Origin of the sequence: Streptomyces sp. NPDC050263, from assembly GCF_040655955.1 — a bacterium.
GTDB lineage: Bacteria > Actinomycetota > Actinomycetes > Streptomycetales > Streptomycetaceae > Streptomyces.
This window is the reverse complement of the sequence record NZ_JBFAKW010000024.1, coordinates 45,647-61,795: the sequence shown is the minus strand read 5'-3', so window position 1 is coordinate 61,795 and position 16,149 is coordinate 45,647. Positions and strand designations below refer to the sequence as shown.

13 protein-coding genes are annotated in these 16,149 nt (G+C 68.6%); 12 read left to right on the top strand and 1 reads right to left on the bottom strand.

What is annotated here, in order from left to right; genetic code table 11:
* The first annotated feature begins 62 nt into the window (after positions 1 to 62).
* The 3 genes from AB0J04_RS14215 (at position 63) to clpX (ending at position 3,083) form a co-directional block, all read left to right on the top strand.
* Complete coding sequence (locus AB0J04_RS14215) at positions 63 to 668, top strand: ATP-dependent Clp protease proteolytic subunit (protein WP_363168690.1); 606 nt, start codon at positions 63 to 65, stop codon at positions 666 to 668.
* A 262-nt stretch (positions 669 to 930) separates the two neighbouring features.
* Positions 931 to 1,611 (top strand): ATP-dependent Clp protease proteolytic subunit, encoded by a 681-nt coding sequence (locus AB0J04_RS14210; protein ID WP_266397397.1) that lies wholly within the window; start codon positions 931 to 933, stop codon positions 1,609 to 1,611.
* Between the two features lie 182 nt (positions 1,612 to 1,793).
* A complete protein-coding gene (clpX, locus tag AB0J04_RS14205; protein WP_363168661.1) occupies positions 1,794 to 3,083 on the top strand; it encodes an ATP-dependent Clp protease ATP-binding subunit ClpX in 1,290 nt (429 codons plus the stop codon).
* A gap of 98 nt (positions 3,084 to 3,181) precedes the next feature.
* On the opposite strand, the gene AB0J04_RS14200 is transcribed toward clpX, so the two are convergent.
* Positions 3,182 to 4,189: a hypothetical protein gene (locus tag AB0J04_RS14200; RefSeq protein WP_363168660.1), complete on the bottom strand. Its 1,008-nt coding sequence runs from the start codon at positions 4,187 to 4,189 to the stop codon at positions 3,182 to 3,184.
* A gap of 136 nt (positions 4,190 to 4,325) precedes the next feature.
* On the opposite strand from AB0J04_RS14200, the gene AB0J04_RS14195 reads away from it, so the two are divergent.
* From AB0J04_RS14195 to rodA, 9 genes are all read left to right on the top strand, one after another.
* The gene (locus AB0J04_RS14195) at positions 4,326 to 6,950 is read left to right on the top strand and encodes a valine--tRNA ligase (RefSeq protein ID WP_363168659.1); all 2,625 of its coding nucleotides are present in this window, start codon (positions 4,326 to 4,328) and stop codon (positions 6,948 to 6,950) included.
* 105 nt (positions 6,951 to 7,055) lie between these two features.
* Positions 7,056 to 8,576 carry a folylpolyglutamate synthase/dihydrofolate synthase family protein gene (locus tag AB0J04_RS14190; protein ID WP_363168658.1) on the top strand — a complete coding sequence of 507 codons (1,521 nt, stop codon included), beginning with the start codon at positions 7,056 to 7,058 and terminating at the stop codon, positions 8,574 to 8,576.
* An 11-nt stretch (positions 8,577 to 8,587) separates the two neighbouring features.
* Positions 8,588 to 8,950 carry a DUF4233 domain-containing protein gene (locus AB0J04_RS14185; RefSeq protein WP_363168657.1) on the top strand — a complete coding sequence of 121 codons (363 nt, stop codon included), beginning with the start codon at positions 8,588 to 8,590 and terminating at the stop codon, positions 8,948 to 8,950.
* A gap of 77 nt (positions 8,951 to 9,027) precedes the next feature.
* Positions 9,028 to 9,441, top strand: a complete 414-nt coding sequence (gene ndk / locus AB0J04_RS14180) for a nucleoside-diphosphate kinase (protein WP_363168656.1) — start codon at positions 9,028 to 9,030, stop codon at positions 9,439 to 9,441.
* A gap of 240 nt (positions 9,442 to 9,681) precedes the next feature.
* Positions 9,682 to 10,701 (top strand): rod shape-determining protein, encoded by a 1,020-nt coding sequence (locus tag AB0J04_RS14175; protein ID WP_020127820.1) that lies wholly within the window; start codon positions 9,682 to 9,684, stop codon positions 10,699 to 10,701.
* Between the two features lie 162 nt (positions 10,702 to 10,863).
* A complete protein-coding gene (gene mreC, locus AB0J04_RS14170) occupies positions 10,864 to 11,802 on the top strand; it encodes a rod shape-determining protein MreC (protein ID WP_363168655.1) in 939 nt (312 codons plus the stop codon).
* A 15-nt stretch (positions 11,803 to 11,817) separates the two neighbouring features.
* Positions 11,818 to 12,489, top strand: a complete 672-nt coding sequence (gene mreD, locus AB0J04_RS14165; RefSeq protein WP_363168654.1) for a rod shape-determining protein MreD — start codon at positions 11,818 to 11,820, stop codon at positions 12,487 to 12,489.
* Positions 12,490 to 12,693: 204 nt separating this feature from the next.
* Positions 12,694 to 14,949 (top strand): penicillin-binding protein 2, encoded by a 2,256-nt coding sequence (gene mrdA, locus AB0J04_RS14160; RefSeq protein ID WP_363168653.1) that lies wholly within the window; start codon positions 12,694 to 12,696, stop codon positions 14,947 to 14,949.
* Entirely contained in the window at positions 14,946 to 16,145 is a 1,200-nt protein-coding gene (gene rodA, locus AB0J04_RS14155; RefSeq protein ID WP_363168652.1) for a rod shape-determining protein RodA, read from the top strand. Before mrdA ends, rodA begins: the two co-directional genes overlap by 4 nt.
* Positions 16,146 to 16,149 lie beyond the last annotated feature (4 nt).

Genomic DNA, 16,149 nt, shown 5'->3' with positions numbered 1-16,149 from the left:
CAGTACACGTGAGACGGCCCGGCGCCGTCGTAAGACGAGCAGGTGGATACGTGACGAATCTGATGCCCACAGCCGCCGGCGACCCTATCGGTGGTGGCCTCGGCGACCAGGTCTACAACCGGCTGCTCGGCGAGCGGATCATCTTCCTCGGCCAGGCGGTCGACGACGACATCGCCAACAAGATCACCGCACAGCTGCTGCTCCTTGCCGCCGAGCCGGACAAGGACATCTACCTCTACATCAACAGCCCCGGCGGCTCGATCACGGCCGGTATGGCGATCTACGACACCATGCAGTACATCAAGAACGACGTGGTGACCATCGCCATGGGCCTCGCGGCCTCGATGGGCCAGTTCCTGCTCAGCGCGGGCACCCCCGGCAAGCGCTTCGCGCTGCCGAACGCCGAGATCCTGATCCACCAGCCCTCCGCGGGCCTGGCCGGCTCGGCCTCGGACATCAAGATCCACGCCGAGCGGCTGCTGCACACCAAGAGGCGCATGGCCGAGCTGACCTCCCAGCACACCGGCCAGACGGTCGAGCAGGTCACCCGCGACTCGGACCGCGACCGCTGGTTCGACGCCTTCGAGGCCAAGGAGTACGGCCTCATCGACGACGTCATGCCAACGGCTGCCGGCATGCCGGGCGGCGGCGGTACCGGGGCGGCCTAGGGCCCGTCGCTGACGGCGGCAGGGCCGCGCAGGGCGCTCTTCGGAGCCCGCTGAGCCCGCTGTGCCTCCCTGAGCCACTGACTTCCTTCTGAAGTTCCAGGAGCCCTCCGAGCCCTCCCGGAGTTCCAGGAAGCCCTCCCGGCCTCCTGGAGTCGTCCCGGGGGTGGTCGAGGACCCCGGGGGCCCCGGAAGCCGTCAGGGCCGTCAGAACCCCCTTCCAGCCCCTCCAGTCACCGCCCCAGCCCTCTCTCCAGGAGACACCGTGAACGACTTCCCCGGCAGCGGCCTCTACGCCCGCACCGAGGCCGAATACACCGGCCCTCGCGCCGAATCCCGCTATGTCATCCCGCGCTTCGTCGAGCGCACCTCCCAGGGCGTCCGCGAGTACGACCCGTACGCGAAGCTCTTCGAGGAGCGCGTCATCTTCCTCGGCGTGCAGATCGACGACGCCTCCGCCAACGACGTCATGGCGCAGCTGCTGTGCCTGGAGTCGATGGACCCCGACCGGGACATCTCGGTCTACATCAACAGCCCCGGCGGCTCCTTCACGGCGCTGACCGCGATCTACGACACGATGCAGTTCGTGAAGCCCGACGTCCAGACGGTCTGCATGGGCCAGGCGGCCTCCGCCGCCGCGATCCTGCTGGCCGCCGGCACGCCGGGCAAGCGCATGGCGCTGCCCAACGCGCGCGTGCTGATCCACCAGCCGTACAGCGAGACGGGCCGCGGTCAGGTCTCCGACCTGGAGATCGCCGCCAACGAGATCCTCCGGATGCGCGCCCAGCTGGAGGACATGCTGGCCAAGCACTCCACCACGCCGATCGAGAAGATCCGCGAGGACATCGAGCGCGACAAGATCCTCACGGCCGAGGACGCGCTCGCGTACGGCCTGATCGACCAGATCATCTCCACCCGCAAGATGAACAACAACTCTCTGCGCTGACGCGCGCGGTCGTCCCGTTCGAGGGCCCTCCGGCACGGTGTGACACGGTCCACGTCGCAGTGAACCGTGCCAAGGGGGGCCCGAACGGGGGGCCAGGCAAGGTACCGTCGGAATAAGGCAGCACCAGGAGCCGCTGGATTCGAAAGCGTCCAGTCGTCTCCCAGGCGAAGGGGAAGCACACCGTGGCACGCATCGGTGACGGCGGCGATCTGCTCAAGTGCTCGTTCTGCGGCAAGAGCCAGAAGCAGGTCAAGAAGCTCATCGCAGGGCCCGGTGTCTACATCTGCGACGAGTGCATCGATCTCTGCAACGAGATCATCGAGGAAGAACTCGCGGAGACGAGCGAGGTCCGCTGGGAGGAACTCCCGAAGCCGCGCGAGATCTACGAGTTCCTCGAGGGCTACGTGGTCGGCCAGGAGCCCGCCAAGAAGGCTCTGTCGGTCGCGGTGTACAACCACTACAAGCGCGTCCAGGCCGGCGAGAACGGCGGCGCCCAAGGCCGCGAGGACGCCATCGAGTTGGCGAAGTCCAACATCCTCCTGCTCGGCCCCACCGGCTCGGGCAAGACGCTCCTCGCGCAGACCCTGGCGCGCATGCTGAACGTCCCGTTCGCGATCGCCGACGCCACGGCCCTGACCGAGGCGGGATACGTCGGCGAGGACGTCGAGAACATCCTGCTGAAGCTGATCCAGGCCGCCGACTACGACGTCAAGAAGGCCGAGACCGGGATCATCTACATCGATGAGATCGACAAGGTCGCGCGGAAGAGTGAAAACCCCTCCATCACGCGTGACGTGTCGGGCGAGGGCGTGCAGCAGGCCCTGCTGAAGATCCTGGAGGGCACCACCGCCTCGGTCCCGCCGCAGGGGGGCCGCAAGCACCCGCACCAGGAGTTCATCCAGATCGACACGACGAACGTGCTGTTCATCGTGGGCGGTGCCTTCGCCGGCCTCGAGAAGATCATCGAGACCCGCGCGGGCGCCAAGGGCATCGGCTTCGGGGCCACGATCCGCTCGAAGCGCGAGCTGGAGTCCAAGGACCAGTTCGAGGCCGTCATGCCCGAGGACCTGGTCAAGTTCGGCATGATCCCGGAGTTCATCGGTCGGCTGCCGGTCATCACCTCGGTCCACAACCTGGACCGCGAGGCGCTCCTGCAGATCCTGATCGAGCCGCGCAACGCGCTCGTCAAGCAGTACCAGCGGCTCTTCGAACTCGACGGCGTGGAGCTGGACTTCGAGCGCGAGGCCCTGGAGGCCATCGCCGACCAGGCCATCCTTCGCCAGACCGGCGCGCGCGGCCTGCGCGCCATCATGGAGGAAGTCCTCCAGGCGGTCATGTACGAGGTTCCGTCCCGCAAGGACGTGGCGCGCGTCGTCATCACGGCGGACGTCGTCCTCTCCAACGTCAACCCGACCCTGATCCCCCGCGACGCGCGCGGCGGGCGGGGCCCGGGCGAGCAGAAGACCGCCTAGCCGACACAGGTACGACGACACACGTACGGCGAAGGGGCCCCGGTCAACCGACCGGGGCCCCTTCGCAGTCGAGGTCGCCGGACCCGTTCCGCCGCGGCTTACGCCTTGATGCGGACCTGGTCGCGCAGCTTCGTGGTGATGTCGATCGCCGCGTCCTTGGTGATGCTCTTGGTGTTGTCGCCCGGGGACACCATGGCGATCGTGCTGTAGTCGGACCAGACGCAGAACCAGTCGGTCGACTCCTTCTTGGTCAGCGAGTTGGTGCTCTTCGCCGACTGGCACTTCATGACCGCGCCGTCGATGTCGGCCTCCTCGGGCTGGCCGATCAGCTCGGTCTTGCCCTGGGTGCTGCTCGAGGAACTGGAGGAGTTGCTGCTCTCGAGCTCCTGCTGAATCGCGGCGAAGTACTTGTCCAGGGTGCTCTCGGGGTCCGCGATCTTGCCGTAGCCGCCGAGCATCGTGATGCCCTTGGCGGTCAGCAGTTCGGCCTCGCCGGGCAGGTCCGCGGGGTCGGGGTTCTGCGGGTCGTAGTCGCCGAAATCAGCCGTCGACCACTGCCCGACGACGGCCTTGCCGCCCGTGACGCCGCTGGCCGTCAGGTACTTGGTGGTGTCGGAGTCGCTGCTCTCGCCGCCCTTGCCGACGCGCTTGTACTCGGTGAGCGCGGTCGCCGGGGTGTCCAGCTTGTGCGCGCCGTCGTCCTTCAGGCCGCCTGCGCCGCCGGTCCCGCCGAGCACGAAGTAGGCGCCCACGCCGATCGCGGCGACGACCGCCACCGCGCCGATGACGATGCCGGCCTTCTTCTTGCCGCCGCCCGCCGCCGGGGGCTGCGGAACGCCGTAGGGAGGCTGGCCGTAGGGCGGCTGCTGGCCGTACGGAGGCTGCTGCTGCCCGTACGGTCCGGGCTGCTGGCCGTAGGGCGGCGGGGCCTGCGGGGGGACGCCCTGCTGCGGGTAGCCGTAACCGGGCTGCGGGGCGGGAGGCTGCTGGGGGTGGCCGTAGCCGGGCTGGGGTGCCTGCGGCGGCTGGCCGTACGGACCCGGTTGGCCGTACGGTCCGGGCTGCTGGGGCTGCCCACCGTACGGGCCCGGCTGGTTGTGACTCATTTCTGGGTTCCCCTCCAGATGCTTATGTGATTTTCACATCCTGGCTCAAAGCCAACACCTGCACGGCGGCGGGGCCCCTACCGTTACAGAGCAAACACGTTTCGGGACGGCGCGGTGACACCCCTAAACTGGCCCCGTGACCGAGAACGCTCAGCAGCAGCCATCAGCGCCCCACACCGAACTGCCGACCCAGTACGCGCCGGCCGATGTAGAGGGGCCGCTGTACGAGCGCTGGGTAGAGCGGGGCTACTTCGAGGCCGACGCGAAGAGCGAGAAACCTCCGTACACCATCGTCATCCCCCCGCCGAACGTCACGGGCAGCCTGCACCTGGGGCACGCCTTCGAGCACACGCTCATCGACGCCCTCACCCGCCGCAAGCGCATGCAGGGCTTCGAGACGCTGTGGCAGCCCGGCATGGACCACGCCGGCATCGCCACGCAGAACGTCGTCGAGCGTGAGCTGGGCAAGGAGGGCAAGTCCCGGCACGACCTCGGCCGTGAGGCCTTCGTCGAGCGCGTCTGGCAGTGGAAGGGCGAGTCCGGCGGCCAGATCAGCGGCCAGATGCGCCGGCTCGGCGACGGCGTCGCGTGGTCGCGTGAGCGCTTCACCATGGACGAGGGTCTCTCCCAGGCCGTCCAGACCATCTTCAAGCGGCTCTACGACGACGAGCTGATCTACCGCGCCGAGCGCATCATCAACTGGTGTCCGCGCTGTCTGACGGCCATCTCCGACATCGAGGTCGAGTACCAGGACGACGACGGCGAGCTCGTCTCCATGAAGTACGGCGAGGGTGACGACACCATCGTCGTCGCCACCACCCGTGCCGAGACGATGCTCGGTGACACCGCCGTCGCCGTCCACCCCGACGACGAGCGCTACAAACACCTGGTCGGCAAGGAGATCCGCCTCCCGCTGACCGACCGCTCCATCCCGGTCGTCGCCGACACGCACGTCGACCCCGAGTTCGGCACCGGCGCCGTCAAGGTGACCCCGGCGCACGACCCGAACGACTTCGAGATCGGCCAGCGGCACGACCTGCCGGCCATCACGATCATGGACGAGCACGCGGTCATCACCGCCCACGGCCCCTTCCAGGGACTGGACCGGCTCGAGGCCCGCTCCGCCATCGTCGCCGCGCTGCGCGCCGAGGGCCGGATCGTCGCCGAGAAGCGGCCGTACGTCCACTCCGTCGGCCACTGCTCGCGCTGCAAGACCACCATCGAGCCGCGGCTGTCCATGCAGTGGTGGGTCAAGGTCGGCCCGCTCGCGAAGGCCGCCGGTGACGCCGTCCGCGACGGCCGGGTCAAGATCCACCCGCAGGAGATGGAGAAGCGGTACTTCGACTGGGTCGACAACCTCCACGACTGGTGCATCTCACGGCAGTTGTGGTGGGGCCACCGCATCCCGGTCTGGTACGGCCCGGAGGGCGAGGTCGTCTGCGTCGGCCCGGGCGAGGAGCCGCCGACCGGTGAGGGCTGGCGTCAGGACACCGACGTCCTCGACACCTGGTTCTCCTCCGGCCTGTGGCCGTTCTCCACGCTCGGCTGGCCCGAACAGACCGAGTCGCTCGCGAAGTTCTACCCCAACTCCGTCCTGGTCACCGGCTACGACATCCTCTTCTTCTGGGTCGCCCGGATGATGATGTTCGGCCTGTACGCGATGGACGGCACCCCGCCGTTCCACACCATCGCCCTGCACGGCATGGTCCGCGACCAGTTCGGCAAGAAGATGTCGAAGTCCTTCGGCAACGCGGTCAACCCGCTGGACTGGATGGACAAGTACGGCTCCGACGCCCTCCGGTTCACCCTGGCCCGCGGCGCCAACCCGGGTGTCGACGTCCCGATCGGCGAGGACTGGGTCCAGGGCTCCCGCAACTTCGCCAACAAGATCTGGAACGCCACCCGCTTCGCGCTGATGAACGGCGCCACGGTCGACGGCCCGCTGCCGGACGCCTCGCAGATGTCGGCGACCGACCGCTGGATCCTCTCCCGCCTCAACTCGGTCGTCGCCGAAGTCGACGCGCTCTACGAGGACTTCCAGTTCGCGAAGCTCTCCGACGCGCTGTTCCACTTCGCCTGGGACGAAGTCTTCGACTGGTACGTCGAGCTCTCCAAGACGACGTTCATGGCCGGCGGCGAGCCCGCGAAGGTCTCCGGCCGGGTCCTCGGCGAGGTCCTCGACGTCACCCTGAAGCTGCTGCACCCGATCGTCCCGTTCGTCACCGAGACCCTGTGGACGACGCTGACCGGCGGCGAGTCGGTCGTCGTCGCCGAGTGGCCGAAGGACAGTGGCTTGCGGGATCCGGCCGCCGAGCAGGAGATCGAGAGCCTGCAGACGGTGATCACCGAGGTCCGCCGCTTCCGCGCCGACCAGGGGCTCCAGCCCGGGCAGCGCGTCCCGGCCCGTCTCACGCTGGACGGCACGCCGTTCGCGGCGCACGAGGCGGCCGTCCGCCAGCTGCTGCGCCTCACACCGGCGGGGGAGGACTTCTCGGCGACGGCGACCCTCCCCGTCGCGGGCGCCACGGTCGCGCTCGACCTCTCCGGCACGATCGACGTGGTCGCGGAGCGCAAGCGCCTGGCCAAGGACCTGGCCGCCGCCGAGAAGGAGAAGGCCCAGGCCGACGCCAAGCTCGGCAACGAGGCCTTCCTGGCGAAGGCCCCGGACAACGTGGTCGACAAGATCCGCGGCCGCCTCGCCAAGGCGGACGAGGACATCGCCCGCATCCAGAGCCAGCTGGAGCGCCTGCCCGAGGCGTGAGGCACTGCGCAGACAGGGCGAAGGCCCCCAGGGACCCGTACCGGCCGTACGCGTCCTTGGGGGCCTTCGCCTACGTCTGTCAGTGGTCGTCCGTAGACTGGCCCCGTGAGCGAGCTCCCCCCGAACGGTGACCACGACCAGCCCCGCCCCCTCGACCCCTTCGACGAGATCATCGCGGAGGAGACAGACCGCGATCCCGACCTCGCCGTCATCGAGGCCGGCAGCCGCACCCTGCGCACCCAGGGCGGCGCAGGGCAGGCCGATGTGCCCGCGCGCCCTGCCGATCCCGAGGTCGACAAGGCCCTGCGCGAGGTGGAGTCGGAGCTGGCCACCCGCTGGGGCGAGACCAAGCTGGAGCCCTCCGTCAGCCGGATCTCCGCGCTGATGGACGTGCTGGGGGAGCCGCAGCGCGCGTACCCGTCGATCCACATCACGGGCACGAACGGCAAGACGTCCACGGCCCGCATGATCGAGGCCCTGCTCGGCGCCTTCGAGCTGCGCACCGGCCGCTACACGAGCCCGCACGTCCAGTCGATCACCGAGCGGATCAGCCTCGACGGCGTCCCGATCTCCGCCGAGCGGTTCATCGAGACGTACCAGGACATCAAGCCGTACGTCGAGATGGTCGACGGGTCGCAGGAGTACCGGCTGTCCTTCTTCGAGGTGCTCACCGGCATGGCGTACGCCGCCTTCGCCGACGCGCCCGTCGACGTCGCGGTCGTGGAAGTGGGGATGGGCGGCTCGTGGGACGCGACGAACGTGATCGACGGTGACGTCGCCGTCGTCACGCCCATCGACCTGGACCACACCGACCGGCTCGGTGAGACGCCTGCCGCGATCGCCGTCGAGAAGGGCGGCATCATCAAGCAGGACGCCACCGTCATCCTGGCCCAGCAGCCGGTCGACGCGGCCCAGGTCCTGCTCAAGAAGGCCGTCGAGGTCGACGCGACCGTGGCCCGGGAGGGTCTGGAGTTCGGCGTCGTCGCACGGCAGGTGGCCGTCGGCGGGCAGTTGGTCACCCTGCGCGGGCTGGGCGGCGAGTACCCCGAGGTGTATCTGCCGTTGCACGGCGCCTACCAGGCGCACAACGCGGCCGTCGCGCTCGCCGCCGTCGAGGCGTTCTTCGGCGTCGGCGCCCAGCGGCCCGAGCCCCTCTACATCGAGACGATCCGCAAGGCCTTCGCGGCCGTGTCCTCCCCGGGCCGCCTCGAAGTCGTCCGGCGCTCCCCGACCGTCGTCCTCGACGCCGCCCACAACCCGGCCGGCGCCCGCGCCACCGCCGAGGCCGTCAGCGAGGCCTTCGACTTCAGCCGGCTGATCGGCGTGGTCGGCGCCAGCGGCGACAAGAACGTGCGAGGGCTGCTGGAGGCCTTCGAACCGATCTTCGCCGAGGTCGTCATCACCCAGAACTCGAGCCACCGCGCGATGGACGTCGACGAGCTCGCCGCGATCGCCGTCGAGGTGTTCGGGGACGACCGCGTCCAGGTCGAGCCCCGGCTGCCCGACGCCCTGGAGGCGGCGATCACGCTCGCCGAGGAGGACGGCGAGTTCACCGGCGGCGGAGTGCTGGTCACCGGTTCCGTCATCACGGTCGGCGAGGCCCGACTGCTTCTCGGGAAGGGCTGAGGTCCCCCACCATGCGTACGCTCTGCTCCTCGACCCTGATCGGCGAGTTCTTCATCATCGGCTTCGCCGGTCTGGTCGCCATGAAGGAACCCGATCTGTCCACGTCCACGGTGTGGACGGTCTGCGGCATCGCCATGTTCTTCAGCGTGCTGCTGTGCGGTCTGGTCACCCGGCCCGGGGGCGTCACTCTCGGCTGGGCGCTGCAGATCGCCCTCGTCGCATCCGGGTTCTTCGTCCCGATGATGTTCTTCATGGGGGTGCTGTTCGGCGCCCTGTGGTGGGCTTCGGTGCACTACGGCAGAGAGATCGACGCGGCGAAGGCGCGCTTCGCCGCACAGGCCGCCGGCTCTCCGGATACCGCTGACGCTGCGTAACAGGTGGCCGGATACGCCCTGTAACCTCATCCCACCGCACACCCCGGCAGTAGCCCGGTCGTAGAAGGAGTCACCTCGTGAGCCAGCGCACCCTCGTCCTGCTCAAGCCCGACGCGGTCCGTCGTGGCCTGACCGGCGAGATCATCAGCCGTATCGAGCGCAAGGCCGGCTGGCAGATCACCGCGCTGGAGCTGCGGACCCTGGACCAGGACACGCTGGAGCAGCACTACGGCGAGCACAAGGGCAAGCCCTTCTACGAGCCGCTGATGGTGTTCATGGCCTCCGGTCCGGTCGTCGCGCTGATCGTCGAGGGCGAGCGGGTCATCGAGGGCGTGCGCGCGCTCGCCGGTCCGACCGACCCGATCGCCGCCGCCCCCGGCTCCATCCGCGGTGACTTCGGCGTGATCGTCCGCGAGAACCTGATCCACGCGTCCGACTCCGAGGAGTCCGCCGAGCGCGAGGTGAAGATCTTCTTCCCCGGCCGCGTCTGAGGATCGTCCGAACCAGTCTGAAGCGGTCTGAAGCGGGCGATCGAGGGAACCCGTAACCCCGAACGCCCGTCTCCAGAAGCGAACCCTCACAGCATCTGCAAACAATGGCGGAGACCGCTCCGCAGTGTTCGTGCAGGCGCGTTTACGATGGAAGCCTTCACGTCACAGCACCCACCTCGCCGACCTGATAAGCCCTCAAAAAGCTCATGGAAGGCCAGTCGAATCCTGATGGGGAACTCAATGTCGTTCATCGGCCGTGACATGGCTGTCGACCTCGGGACCGCCAACACGCTGGTGTACGTCAGGGGTCGCGGGATCGTACTCAACGAGCCGTCCGTCGTCGCGATCAACACCAACACCGGTGGCATCCTCGCGGTCGGCGCCGAAGCGAAGAAGATGATCGGGCGCACGCCGGGCAACATCGTCGCCGTGCGTCCGCTGAAGGACGGCGTCATCGCCGACTTCGAGATCACCGAGCGGATGCTCCGCTACTTCATCCTGAAGATCCACAAGCGGCGGTATCTGGCTCGGCCGCGAGTCGTCGTCTGTGTGCCCTCGGGCATCACGGGCGTCGAGCGCCGTGCCGTCATCGAGGCGTCGACCCAGGCCGGCGCCCGTCAGGTGCACATCATCGAGGAGCCCATGGCCGCGGCCATCGGCTCCGGCCTGCCGGTCCACGAGGCCACGGGCAACATGGTGGTGGACATCGGCGGCGGCACCACGGAGGTCGCGGTCATCTCGCTCGGCGGCATCGTCACCGCCCAGTCCATCCGTGTCGCGGGCGATGAACTGGACAACGCGATCATCCAGCACATCAAGAAGGAGTACAGCCTCCTTCTCGGTGAGCGGACGGCCGAACAGATCAAGATCACGATCGGTTCGGCGTACGACCTCGACGACGACCAGCACACCGAAATCCGTGGCCGGGACCTCGTGTCCGGGCTGCCCAAGACCGTCGTCATCTCGGCCGCCGAAGTGCGCAAGGCGATCGAGGAGCCGGTCAACGCCATCGTCGACGCCGTGAAGACCACCCTCGACAAGTGTCCGCCGGAGCTGTCCGGCGACATCATGGACCGCGGAATCGTTCTGACCGGCGGCGGAGCCCTGCTGCGCGGTCTGGACGAGCGGCTGCGCCGGGAGACCGGCATGCCCATCCACATCGCCGAGGACCCGCTGGACAGCGTGGCGCTCGGCTCCGGCAAGTGCGTCGAAGAGTTCGAGGCGCTCCAGCAGGTGCTGGACGCCGCGCCCCGCAGATGACGTAACGCTTCGGTTCCGCCGTACGAGATGATCTCCTCTCGTGCGGCGGATCGTTGATATAGAGGCATAAGCTCCCACAAAGCGCCCTTGGTCATCTTGGCCCGGGGCTGCCCGAATTCCTGTTCTTGGTTTTTCTTTCGAGGAAGGGCACGGCCGCCGCACGTGAGGGACACACGAGAGAGCCGGCTGCTCCTGGTGCTGCTGGTCGCCATCGCGTTCGCGCTGATCACGGTGGACATCCGCGGCGGGGAGGACTCCCCGGTCGACGGTGCCCGACAGGCCGCGGCCGCGGTCTTCGGTCCGATCGAGGACGGCATGTCGTCGGCGGTGGATCCCGTCGGCAACGCCGTCTCCGCCGTCCGTGACTCCGGTGAACGCCATGACCGGCTCGCCACGTTGGAGCAGGAGAACGCGGCTCTCAAGGCGAAGCTCGGCAGCGACGACCGCAACCGCAGCCGGCTGGCGCAGCTCGACAAGATGCTGAAGATCGCCGGCGCGGGCCAGTACGGCATCAAGGGCGCCGAGGTCATCGCGATAGGAGCGGCCCAGGGCTTCTCCTGGACCATCACCATCGACGTCGGCGCGAACGACGGCGTCAAGCGCGACATGACGGTCCTGAACGGGGACGGGCTGGTCGGGCGGGTCACCACGGTCGGCCCCGACACCGCGACCGTGCTGCTCGCCAACGACCCCGACTTCACCGTGGGCACCCGGATGGAGGCGTCCGACGAGCTCGGCTTCGCCTCCGGGCAGGGCGACCGGCCGCTGCGCGTCGAACTCCTCAACGGCAAGGCCGAGGTGAAGAAGGGCGACCGGCTGGTCACCTTCGGCTCGCAGGCCGACAAGCCCTTCGTGCCCGGCGTCCCGGTCGGCGTCGTCTCCCGCGTCGACCCCTCCGGCGGCGACCTCACCCGCACCCTCTACGTCACGCCGTACGTCAGCTTCACCAAGCTCGACATCGTGGGCGTGGTCGTCGAGGCCCCGAAGAAGGACCCGCGCGACACCGTGCTCCCCTCCAAGCCCAAGCCGGTGCCCACCCCGACGGTCACCGTCACGGTGACCCCGAACGCGTCCGTCGACGGCCAGCAAGAGCAGCAGTAGGAGCTGACAACCCCCATGCGCGTCAACCGGATCCTGCTCTCCGTCCCGCTGATCGTCGTCGCCCTGGTCATCCAGGTGAGCGTCCTCGCCCGCCTGCACCTCCCGGGCGCCGTCCCCGACCTCCTCCTGCTCACCGTCCTGGGCCTCGCCATGATCTACGGTCATGTCGGCGGCGCCCTCATCGGCTTCGGCGCCGGCCTCCTCGCCGACCTCGCGCCGCCCGCCGACCACGCCGCCGGCCGCTACGCGCTGGTGCTGTGCGTGATCGGCTACCTTGCCGGGCTCGTCAAGCCCGAGAGCGGGCAGATCAAGTCGGCCACCGGCCCGATGGTCGTGGTCGTCGGCGCCGCGATCGGCTCCACCCTGCTGTACGCCGGGGTCGGCGCGCTCGTCGGCGACACCGCCGCCCGCCATGTCGGCCTGACCGGGCTGCTGTTCACGGCCGCGCTGTACGACCTGCTGCTGGCCCCGTTCGTGGTCCCCGCGATCATGTTCCTGGCCCGGCGCGCCGACAACGACCCCCTCGCGGAGACCAACTCCGCCGCCAAGAGCCCCGACATCTCCTCCGGCTGGCTCTCCTCCGGGACGGGCCTGCGGATCGGCGGCCAGCGCAACGGCCTGAAGCTGAAGGCGGCCAGGTCGCGGGGGGCCCGGGCCGGCCGCATCAAGGGGGTCAAGCGGCTGTGAGCAAGGACGGGTTCACCCGAACGGCCACCCCGGGATTCACTCGAACGGGGAAGTTCCGGCGGAACGTGGGCTCACAGGCCGGTCGTTCATCATTCGTACGCACGCACAGCTGCGCACACTCGTTCGCGTACTGAGAGGGGGAGGCAGTCGCAGTGACCAATGCCCACCCGTCGCCCATCACCCTTGAAGGAATGGGCTCCGCCCATGACTAACATTCCGGAGACCGGTCGGACACCACGGGTCCAGATCAGGCTCGTCGTGATCCAGATTCTCGTCCTCTCCCTCCTCGGCACGCTCGGCGGCCGGCTGTGGTACCTGCAGATCCGGGAGGGCGCGGAGTACGCCAAGGAGGCCTCCGGCAACCACGTCCAGCAGGTCGTCGAGCCCGCCGTACGCGGCTCGATCCTGGACGCGCGCGGGGTGCCCCTGGCAGACAACGAGACCCGGCTCGTGGTCTCCGCCTCCCGCACCGACCTGCTGAAGCAGCCGGACGACGGCAAGGCGGTCCTGACCAAACTCGCGGCCGTGCTCGGCATGACCCCCGAGGACGTCATGCTGAAGGTACGGCTGTGCGACGCGCAGACGCCCCAGCCCTGCTGGAACGGCTCGCCGTACCAGCCGATCCCGATCACCGACGAGGCCACCGCCAAGCAGGCCCTGCAGATCCGCGAGCGCGCCGAGGACTTCCCCGGCATCACCGCCGAGCCCGAGGCCGTGCGCCGCTACCCCGCCCCCGGCAAGTCCAACACCGCGCAGGTCCTCGGCTACCTCTCCCCGGTCACCGACGACGAGCTCACCAAGGCCCAGGACACCGACTCGCCCTACCTGCGCTCCGACCAGGTCGGCCGCTCGGGCCTGGAGCGCGAGTACGACAAGGAGCTGCGCGGCAAGGCCGGCGTCACCCGCTACGAGGTCGACAACCTCGGCCGTGTCATCGGCCAGGCCGAGGCGGACCCGGCCGAGCCCGGCTCCAACCTCGTCACCAGCATCGACGCCCGCGTCCAGCGGGTCGCCGAGTACGAGCTGAACGAGGCGATGAAGGAAGCCCGCAAGCAGCACGACCGCAACACCAACGAGAACTACAAGGCCGACTCCGGCGCGGTCGTCGTGATGGAGGTCAAGACCGGCCGCATCGTCGCCATGGCCTCCAACCCGACGTACGACCCGAACGCCTGGGTCGGCGGGATCTCCGCCAAGGACTACACGAAGCTGACGGGCAAGTCCTCCAACTACCCGCTGCTCAACAGGGCCATACAGGGTCAGTCCGCGCCCGGCTCCACCTTCAAGGTGATCTCCACGGCCGGCGCCGTCGCGGCCGGCTACGACTTCAACGGCAACTACCCCTGCACCAGCTCCTACTCGGTCGGCGGCCAGGTCTTCAAGAACTTCGAGTCGCAGAGCTTCGGCTCCATCTCGCTCGGCCGGGCCCTGGAGGTCTCCTGCGACACCGTGTTCTACGGGCTCGCCCACAAGGAATGGCAGAAGGACGGCGGCATCAACCCGAAGAAGGGGGAGCCCAAGGACTACTTCTTCAAGGCCGCCCACGAGTTCGGGCTCGGCAAGGAGACCGGCATCGACCTTCCCAACGAGGTCACCGGCCGGGTCCCCGACCGTCAATGGAAGCAGTCCTACTGGGACGCCAACAAGGACGGCTGGTGCAAGACCGGCAAGAAGGACGGCAGTTACGTCGAGAAGATCGCGTACGAGAACTGTCTCGAAGGCAACAAGATGCGCGCCGGTGACGAGATCAACTACTCCATCGGTCAGGGCGACACCCTCGTCACCCCGATCCAGATGGCCACGATCTACGCGGCGATCTCCAACGGCGGCACCCTGTACGACCCGACGGTCGGCAAGGCCATCGTCAGCGCCGACGGCAAGACGGTCAGCGAGATCAAGCCCAAGTCGCACGGCAAGCTGCCGATAAGCAAGACCACGCTGAGCCAGATGGGCGAGGCCCTCGCGGGCGTCGCCACCCGCGGTACGGCCGCCTGGCGCTTCGCCCAGGTCGGCTGGCCCCAGGACAAGATCGCGATGCACGCCAAGACCGGTACCGCCGAGGTCTACGGCAAGCAGACGACGTCCTGGTTCACCACGTACACCAAGGACTACGCGGTCGTGATGACGATCTCGCAGGGTGGTACCGGTTCCGGCGCCTCCGGTCCGGCCGTGCGCAACATCTACGACGCGCTGTACGGCGTCTCCGACGACGGCAAGATCGACAAGAAGAACGCCCTGCTGCCCACCCCGCTGACCAGCCTGCCGAAGATCCAGACGGACGGCACGATCAAGTCCCCGAAGATCTCCAAGGACCCGGCGAAGGAGCAGCGCCTCAGCCAGGAGGCCGCGCCGGAGCCGGATGAGACGCAGGCGGCGGGCACCGTCCAGCAGAACACGAACACCAACCGGGACACCCGTCGGCGACGGCGGAAGAGGGGAAGCCGGAGGATGTGCACATGACCGGCGCGAACAGCTTCTCCGTCTCCGGATACGGGCCCGAGCGGGCCGGCTGGACACGGGTCTTCGCCCGTGACTCGCTGGCCCGGCGGCTGGACTGGCCGATACTGCTGTCGGCGATCGCCCTGTCGCTGATCGGCTCGCTCCTGGTCTACTCGGCGACCCGCAACCGCACCGAGATCAACCAGGGTGACCCGTACTACTTCCTGGTCCGGCACCTGATGAACATGGGCATCGGGATCGGCCTGATGATCGCCACCGTCTGGCTCGGTCACCGCACCCTGCGCAACGCGGTGCCGGTGCTCTACGGCCTGTCGCTGCTGGGGATCCTCGCGGTGCTGACCCCGCTCGGCTCGACGGTCAACGGTGCGCACTCCTGGATCGTCCTCGGCGGCGGCTTCTCGCTCCAGCCCTCGGAGTTCGTGAAGATCTCGATCATCCTGGGCATGGCGATGCTGCTCGCGGCGCGGGTCGACGCGGGCGACAAGCTCTATCCCGACCACCGCACGGTCGTCCAGGCGCTCGGCCTCGCGGCCGTTCCCATGCTGATCGTCATGCTGATGCCCGACCTCGGGTCGGTCATGGTCATGGTGCTGATCGTGCTGGGCGTGCTGCTGGCCTCCGGAGCCTCCAACCGCTGGATCTTCGGCCTGCTCGGCGCGGGAGCGGCCGGCGCGATCACCGTCTGGCAGCTGCACATCCTGGACGAGTACCAGATCGCCCGCTTCGCCGCCTTCGCCAACCCCAGCCTCGACCCCGCCGGTGTCGGCTACAACACCAACCAGGCGCGGATCGCGATCGGTTCCGGCGGGCTGACCGGGGCAGGCCTGTTCCACGGCTCGCAGACGACGGGGCAGTTCGTCCCGGAGCAGCAGACGGACTTCGTGTTCACCGTCGCCGGCGAGGAACTGGGTTTCATGGGCGCGGGCCTGATCATCGTCCTGCTCGGCGTGATCCTGTGGCGCGCCTGCCGTATCGCCCGGGAGACGACCGAGCTGTACGGCACGATCGTCGCCGCGGGCATCGTGGCCTGGTTCGCCTTCCAGTCGTTCGAGAACATCGGGATGACCCTGGGGATCATGCCGGTGACGGGCCTGCCGCTGCCGTTCGTCTCCTACGGAGGCTCGTCGATGTTCGCGGTATGGGTCGCGATGGGGCTGTTGCAGTCCATCCGGGTGCAACGGCCGATGTCCGCGTAAACAT